Origin of the sequence: Streptomyces sp. NPDC059456 (assembly GCF_042750055.1) — a bacterium.
Taxonomy (GTDB): Bacteria; Actinomycetota; Actinomycetes; order Streptomycetales; family Streptomycetaceae; genus Streptomyces.
In genome coordinates this window covers 1-6,394 of the sequence record NZ_JBHYVA010000498.1, presented here as the reverse complement: position 1 = coordinate 6,394, position 6,394 = coordinate 1, and the positions used below count along the sequence as shown (strand labels likewise).

Annotated in this window: 7 protein-coding genes; 6 read left to right on the top strand and 1 reads right to left on the bottom strand. The window is 71.3% G+C overall.

The annotated features are described in order from the left end of the window. The 3 genes from dprA to ACFXA3_RS31520 all read left to right on the top strand — a co-directional run. Positions 1 to 1,137, top strand: a 1,137-nt coding sequence (gene dprA / locus ACFXA3_RS31530; RefSeq protein ID WP_385192291.1) for a DNA-processing protein DprA, incomplete at its 5' end; no start/stop codon positions are given. 209 nt (positions 1,138 to 1,346) lie between these two features. Then, on the top strand, positions 1,347 to 2,183 hold the full coding sequence (gene whiG, locus ACFXA3_RS31525) for an RNA polymerase sigma factor WhiG (protein ID WP_385192289.1): 837 nt from the start codon (positions 1,347 to 1,349) through the stop codon (positions 2,181 to 2,183). A gap of 52 nt (positions 2,184 to 2,235) precedes the next feature. Next, a complete protein-coding gene (locus tag ACFXA3_RS31520; RefSeq protein WP_385192294.1) occupies positions 2,236 to 2,793 on the top strand; it encodes a TetR/AcrR family transcriptional regulator in 558 nt (185 codons plus the stop codon). On the opposite strand, the gene ACFXA3_RS31515 is transcribed toward ACFXA3_RS31520, so the two are convergent. Further along, positions 2,747 to 3,268, bottom strand: a complete 522-nt coding sequence (locus ACFXA3_RS31515) for a M23 family metallopeptidase (RefSeq protein ID WP_385192287.1) — start codon at positions 3,266 to 3,268, stop codon at positions 2,747 to 2,749. The two genes, ACFXA3_RS31520 and ACFXA3_RS31515, sit on opposite strands and share 47 nt — an antisense overlap. Before the next feature lie 250 nt (positions 3,269 to 3,518). On the opposite strand from ACFXA3_RS31515, the gene rpsB reads away from it, so the two are divergent. The 3 genes from rpsB (at position 3,519) to pyrH (ending at position 6,321) form a co-directional block, all read left to right on the top strand. Continuing rightward, entirely contained in the window at positions 3,519 to 4,406 is an 888-nt protein-coding gene (rpsB, locus tag ACFXA3_RS31510) for a 30S ribosomal protein S2 (RefSeq protein WP_385192285.1), read from the top strand. A gap of 135 nt (positions 4,407 to 4,541) precedes the next feature. After that, positions 4,542 to 5,378, top strand: coding sequence for a translation elongation factor Ts (tsf, locus tag ACFXA3_RS31505; RefSeq protein ID WP_385192282.1), 837 nt, complete (start codon positions 4,542 to 4,544; stop codon positions 5,376 to 5,378). 163 nt (positions 5,379 to 5,541) lie between these two features. Beyond that, a complete protein-coding gene (pyrH, locus tag ACFXA3_RS31500; RefSeq protein WP_385192280.1) occupies positions 5,542 to 6,321 on the top strand; it encodes a UMP kinase in 780 nt (259 codons plus the stop codon). The last annotated feature ends 73 nt before the right edge of the window (positions 6,322 to 6,394 follow it).

The window sequence follows — 6,394 nt, the reverse complement described above, 5'->3', positions numbered from 1 at the left end:
GCCCTGAGCCGGGTACTGGAGCCCGGCGACGAGCACGCCGGCCGGTGGCTGCGCGAACACGGCGCCGTCGGGCTGATACGGCTGCTGACCGGCCCCGAGAGCGAGACGGCGACCCTGACCGGCGTCGGCGGGCAGCGGCTCGCCGGATACCGCAGACGGGCCGCGCTCGCCGACCCCCGGCGCGACCTGGCGAGCGCCGCCCGCCACGGCGGCCGGTTCGTCTGCCCCGGCTCACCCCAGTGGCCGACCCAGCTGGACGACCTCGGCGACGCCCGCCCCGTCGGGCTCTGGATCCGGGGCGGACCGGACCTGCGGACCTGGGCCCTGCGCTCCGTCGCCGTGGTCGGGGCCCGGGCCTGCACCCCGTACGGCGCCCACATGGCCCAGACCCTGGCCGCCGGGCTCGCCGAACGGGGCTGGGTCGTCGTCTCCGGAGCCGCCTACGGGATCGACGCCGCGGCCCACCGCGGCGCCCTCGCCTCCGACGGCGCCACCGCCGCGGTGCTCGCCTGCGGGGTGGACACCGCCTACCCCCGCGGCCACGCCGGGCTGCTCGGCCGGATCGCCGCCCAGGGGCTCGTACTCGGGGAGCTGCCGCCCGGCAGCCACCCCACCCCGAGCCGGTTCGTGCTGCGCAACCGGGTCATCGCCGCCCTCACCCGGGGCACCGTGGTCGTGGAGGCCGCCCACCGCAGCGGTTCCCTCGTCACGGCCCGGCGGGCCCAGCGGCTCGGCCGGTTCACCATGGGCGTCCCCGGCCCCGCCACCAGCAGCCTCTCGGCCGGAGTGCACGAACTGCTGCGCGGCGAGGCCGTCCTCGTCACGGACGCCGCGGAAGTGGTCGAACTCGTCGGCGGCATGGGCGAACTGGCCCCCGAGCGGCGCGGACCGGTGCTCGCCCGGGACCTGCTGCACCCGGACACCGCCCGGGTACTCGAAGCCCTCCCGGCCGGCCGCCCCGCGCAGCCGGACGAAGTGGCCCTCGCGGCGGGAACCGGCACCGATGAAGTCATCGGCAGACTGTACGAACTTCACTCTCTGGGGTTCGTCGAACGGCAGGGCGATGGCTGGCAGTTGACCACACAATCACCTGAAGGAGGCACACAAACCGGTGGCCCCCGGCGAGGCGGTCGTTGACCTGGGGCGTTCCGGTGAAAGAGTGAAGCCGATGAGAGACGCGGTCTTCCCGCCGGCAGCCGCCGGGACCGAGCGCCAGGCGCCGGTCCCGGGTCGCCCGCGTGAGTCAGGGCGCCGCTGCGCCCCCGCGCGATCCCGTACTCTTCGCGCACCGCGACACTTCCGTCACGCTACGCTCCCAAGGAATCCGGCTCCGGCAAAGGCGAAGCATGCCCCAGCACACCTCAGGGTCCGACCGCGCTGCGGTGCCCCCCGCTGCCCGCGGCAGCGTGCGGTCCACCGCGCCCTCGTCCCTGGAGGTGCTCTGGCGCTCGTACAAGGACAGCGGTGACGAGCGGCTGCGGGAGCAGCTGATCCTCCACTACTCACCCCTGGTGAAGTACGTGGCCGGCCGGGTCAGCGTCGGCCTGCCGCCCAACGTGGAACAGGCCGACTTCGTCTCCTCCGGGGTCTTCGGGCTGATCGACGCCATCGAGAAGTTCGACATCGACCGGTCCATCAAGTTCGAGACCTACGCGATCACCCGGATCCGCGGCGCGATGATCGACGAGCTGCGCGCCCTGGACTGGATCCCGCGCTCGGTCCGGCAGAAGGCGCGGGCCGTGGAGCGGGCCTACGCCACCCTCGAAGCGCAGCTGAGGCGGACCCCGACCGAGCACGAGGTCGCCGGCGAGATGGGCATCGCCGTCGAGGAACTCCACACCGTGTTCAGCCAGTTGTCGCTGGCCAACGTGGTCGCCCTCGAAGAGCTGCTGCACGTCGGCGGCGAGGGCGGCGACCGCCTCTCGCTGATGGACACCCTGGAGGACACGGCCGCCGACGACCCGGTCGAGGTCGCCGAGGACCGCGAGCTGCGCAGGCTCCTGGCCCGGGCCATCAACACCCTGCCCGAACGCGAGAAGACCGTGGTCACGCTCTACTACTACGAAGGCCTCACCCTGGCCGAGATCGGCAACGTCCTCGGCGTCACGGAGAGCCGCGTCAGCCAGATCCACACGAAGTCCGTGCTCCAACTCCGCGCAAAGCTGGCAGATGTGGGCCGGTGAGCTTGCACCGCCTCCGTAGAGTGGACGTGTGCCCAGGATTCGAGCGGCCTCCGTGGCCGAGCACCGGTCGATGCAGCGCGGCGCCCTGCTGGACGCCGCGCGCTCCCTGCTGTCCGAAGGCGGGACGGAAGCGCTGACCTTCCCCGCCCTGGCGGAGCGCACCGGCCTCGCCCGGTCCTCCGTGTACGAGTACTTCCGCTCCCGTGCCGCCGTGGTCGAAGAGCTGTGCGCGGTGGACTTCCCCGTCTGGGCCGCCGAGATCGAGGCGGCCATGGAGCGGGCGCAGTCGCCGGAAGCCAAGGTCGAGGCCTATGTGCGGAGCCAGCTCGGGCTGGTCGGGGACCGGCGCCACCGGGCGGTGGTCGCGATCTCGGCCAGCGAGCTGGACGCGGGGGCGCGCGAGAAGATCCGCGCCGCGCACGGAGGGCTCGTGGCGATGATCGTGGAGGCGCTCGGCGCCCTCGGGCACGAGCAGCCCCGGCTCGCCGCGATGCTGCTCCAGGGAGTGGTCGACGCGGCGGTCCGGCGCATCGAGCTCGGCGCCGCCGAGGACCCTTCCGTCGTCACCGAGGCGGCCGTGGCCATGGCCCTCGGGGGCGTACGGGGCTGAGGCCCGCCCCGGAACCGTCCGGGGCCGTGAGCGGCAGCAGTCTCGGCGCGGGGCTGGGGAGCAGCGTCAGCGGGTTCAGGTACGCGGCTCCGGACAGCAGGCCCCAGTGCAGGCACGGGCTCCCGCAGTGCGAGCCCTCCGTGAGGACCGCGACCACCTGGCCGGCCGTGACCTCCTCGCCCTCCGCCACCAACGGCCGGACCGGCTCGTACGTGGTGCGCAGGCCGCCCGGCAGGGTGAGGGACAGGACTCCGCGGCCGGCCACCAGTCCCGCGTAGTGCACCCGGCCCGGGCCGACCGCCCGGAGTTCCGCGCCCACCGGGGCCGCCAGGTCGACCCCGCGGTGCCCCGCCGCGTACGGGGTCGGCGGCGGATCCCACCAGCGGGCGACCACGAGCGGGGGCGGAAGCGGCCGGGCCCCCGGCGCGAGCGCCTGGGCCAGGGTCAGCAGCAGTGTGAGCAGCAGTGTCGTCATGCGCTCCAGGTTGGCCCGCCGTCGCGCAGCGTGAGCGGGCCTGTGGACGGACGGCCCGTTGTGGACAGCGGCGTCACCTGGCATACCGCCCGGTCCCGTACACTTCTTACGGCGATCCGGGTCACCGGGTCGACTTCGCACGCCCCAGCATCGGCCGCTCAGGCCGGGTGCAAGCGTCTCTCGGTCCCCTTCTCGGGGGCAGGGCGCGGTGGGGCGTCAGGAACCAAACCGAGAAACCAAGGAGATGGCCATGGCCGTCGTAACGATGCGGGAGCTGCTGGAGAGCGGCGTCCACTTCGGTCACCAGACCCGTCGCTGGAACCCGAATATGAAGCGCTTCATCTTCACCGAGCGCAACGGCATCTACATCATCGACCTGCTCCAGTCGCTGTCGTACATCGACCGCGCCTACGAGTTCGTCAAGGAGACCGTCGCCCACGGCGGCTCCATCATGTTCGTCGGCACGAAGAAGCAGGCCCAGGAGGCCATCGCCGAGCAGGCGACGCGCGTCGGCATGCCGTACGTCAACCAGCGCTGGCTGGGTGGCATGCTCACCAACTTCTCCACCGTCTACAAGCGCCTCCAGCGTCTGAAGGAGCTTGAGGCGATCGACTTCGACGACGTCGCCGCGTCGGGTCTCACCAAGAAGGAGCTCCTGGTCCTCTCCCGCGAGAAGACCAAGCTGGAGAAGACCCTTGGTGGTATCCGCGAGATGTCGAAGGTCCCCAGCGCCGTCTGGATCGTCGACACCAAGAAGGAGCACATCGCCGTCGGTGAGGCGCGCAAGCTCCACATCCCGGTCGTCGCGATCCTCGACACCAACTGCGACCCCGACGAGGTCGACTACAAGATCCCGGGCAACGACGACGCGATCCGCTCCGTCACCCTGCTCACCCGCGTGATCGCCGACGCCGTCGCCGAGGGCCTCATCGCCCGTTCCGGCGCTGCGACCGGTGACTCGAAGCCGGGCGAGAAGGCCGCCGCCGAGCCGCTCGCCGAGTGGGAGCGCGACCTGCTCGAGGGCGAGAAGAAGGCCGACGACGCCGAGGCCGCCCCGGCCGAGGCCGCTGCCGAGGCCCCCGCTGCCGAGGCCCCCGCCGCCGAGGCCGCCCCGGCCGCCGACGCCGAGCAGGCCTGACCCACTGAGAGCGCCCGGCGTTCACGCGCCGGGCACTCACAGCACGGACGATGACGGCGGGGGAGCCGCGCCACGAGCGCGGCGCCTCCGCCGTTCACCCGTAGATCTACGACTTCGAGAGAGAATCACAGACTCATGGCGAACTACACCGCCGCTGACGTCAAGAAGCTCCGCGAGCTCACCGGCGCCGGCATGCTGGACTGCAAGAACGCGCTCGTGGACGCCGACGGTGACGTCGACAAGGCCCAGGAAGCCCTCCGCATCAAGGGCCAGAAGGGCGTCGCCAAGCGCGAGGGCCGTTCTGCCGAGAACGGTGCCGTCGTCTCCCTCATCGCCGACGACAACACCTCCGGTGTCATCGTCGAGCTGAAGTGCGAGACGGACTTCGTCGCCAAGGGCGAGAAGTTCCTGGCCGTCGCCAACGAGCTGGCCGCCCACGTCGCCGCCACCTCCCCGGCCGACATCGAGGCGCTCCTCGCGTCCGAGATCGCGCCCGGCAAGACCGTCACCGCTTTCGTCGACGAGGCCAACGCCAACCTCGGCGAGAAGATCGTCCTGGACCGCTTCGCGCAGTTCACCGGCGGTTACGTGACCTCGTACATGCACCGCACGATGCCCGACCTGCCGTTCCAGATCGGCGTCCTGGTCGAGCTCGACAAGGAGAACGCGGACGTCGCCCGCGGCGTCGCGCAGCACATCGCCGCGTTCGCCCCGCAGTGGCTGTCCGCCGAGGACGTCCCGGCCGAGAAGGTCGAGTCCGAGCGTCGCATCGCCGAAGAGGTCACCCGCGCGGAGGGCAAGCCCGAGGCTGCCATCGCCAAGATCGTCGAGGGTCGCGTCAACGGCTTCTTCAAGGAGGCCACCCTCCTCGGCCAGCCGTACGCGCTGGACAACAAGAAGTCCGTCCAGAAGGTCCTGGACGAGGCCGGTGTCACCCTGAAGCGCTTCTCGCGCATCAAGGTCGGCATCTGAGTCCGTCCGTACAACGACGGACACCGGACCCCGGTAGGGTCTGAAGCAGTCGTCCGCGCACGCGCGCAGCGACCGCAGATCTGACGAGGAGGCCATTGCCGTAGAGGGAACCGCGAGGACCCACCGGCAATGGCCTTCTTCGTATGTGCACGAGGAGATCTCCATGAATCAGGGCGTGGACCCCCACACCGCTTCCGACGACAAGAGCGACCACGACAAGAAGGGCCGCCGCTTCATGCTGAAGCTGTCGGGCGAAGCCTTCTCCGGTGGTACAGGGCTGGGCGTCGACCCCGACGTCGTCCATGCCATCGCGCGAGAAATCGGCGCGGTGGTCCGTGACGGCGCGGAGATCGCCGTCGTGATCGGCGGCGGGAACTTCTTCCGCGGCGCCGAACTCCAGCAGCGCGGCATGGACCGTGCGCGGTCCGACTACATGGGCATGCTGGGCACCGTCATGAACTGCCTCGCCCTCCAGGACTTCCTGGAGAAGGAGGGCATCGACTCCCGTGTGCAGACCGCCATCACCATGGGTCAGGTCGCGGAGCCGTACATCCCGCTGCGTGCCGTGCGGCACCTGGAGAAGGGCCGCGTCGTGATCTTCGGCGCCGGCATGGGCATGCCCTACTTCTCCACCGACACCACGGCCGCCCAGCGCGCCCTGGAGATCGACGCCGAGGCCCTGCTCATGGGCAAGAACGGTGTCGACGGGGTCTACGACTCCGACCCGAAGAAGAACCCCGACGCGGTGAAGTTCGACGCGCTGGAGTACAGCGAGGTGCTGTCCCGCGACCTCAAGGTCGCCGACGCCACCGCCATCACGCTGTGCCGCGACAACAAGCTGCCGATCCTGGTCTTCGAGCTGCTCGCCGAGGGCAATATCGCCCGCGCCGTCAAGGGTGAGAAGATCGGCACGCTCGTGAGCGACCAGGGCACCCGGGCCTGAGCGTCCCGACGCCGGGCCCGGCCCCCCGGGGCGGGGCCGCGCCCGCCGCCGGGACCCTCGCGCTCTGTGTCGC

What these genes read in the sequence shown, in the direction of transcription:
- whiG (WP_385192289.1), top strand. Translation starts at nt 1,347, where the DNA reads ATGCCCCAGCACACCTCAGGGTCCGACCGCGCTGCGGTGCCCCCCGCT.
- ACFXA3_RS31515 (WP_385192287.1), bottom strand. Translation starts at nt 3,268, where the DNA reads ATGACGACACTGCTGCTCACACTGCTGCTGACCCTGGCCCAGGCGCTC.
- rpsB (WP_385192285.1), top strand. Translation starts at nt 3,519, where the DNA reads ATGGCCGTCGTAACGATGCGGGAGCTGCTGGAGAGCGGCGTCCACTTC.
- tsf (WP_385192282.1), top strand. Translation starts at nt 4,542, where the DNA reads ATGGCGAACTACACCGCCGCTGACGTCAAGAAGCTCCGCGAGCTCACC.
- pyrH (WP_385192280.1), top strand. Translation starts at nt 5,542, where the DNA reads ATGAATCAGGGCGTGGACCCCCACACCGCTTCCGACGACAAGAGCGAC.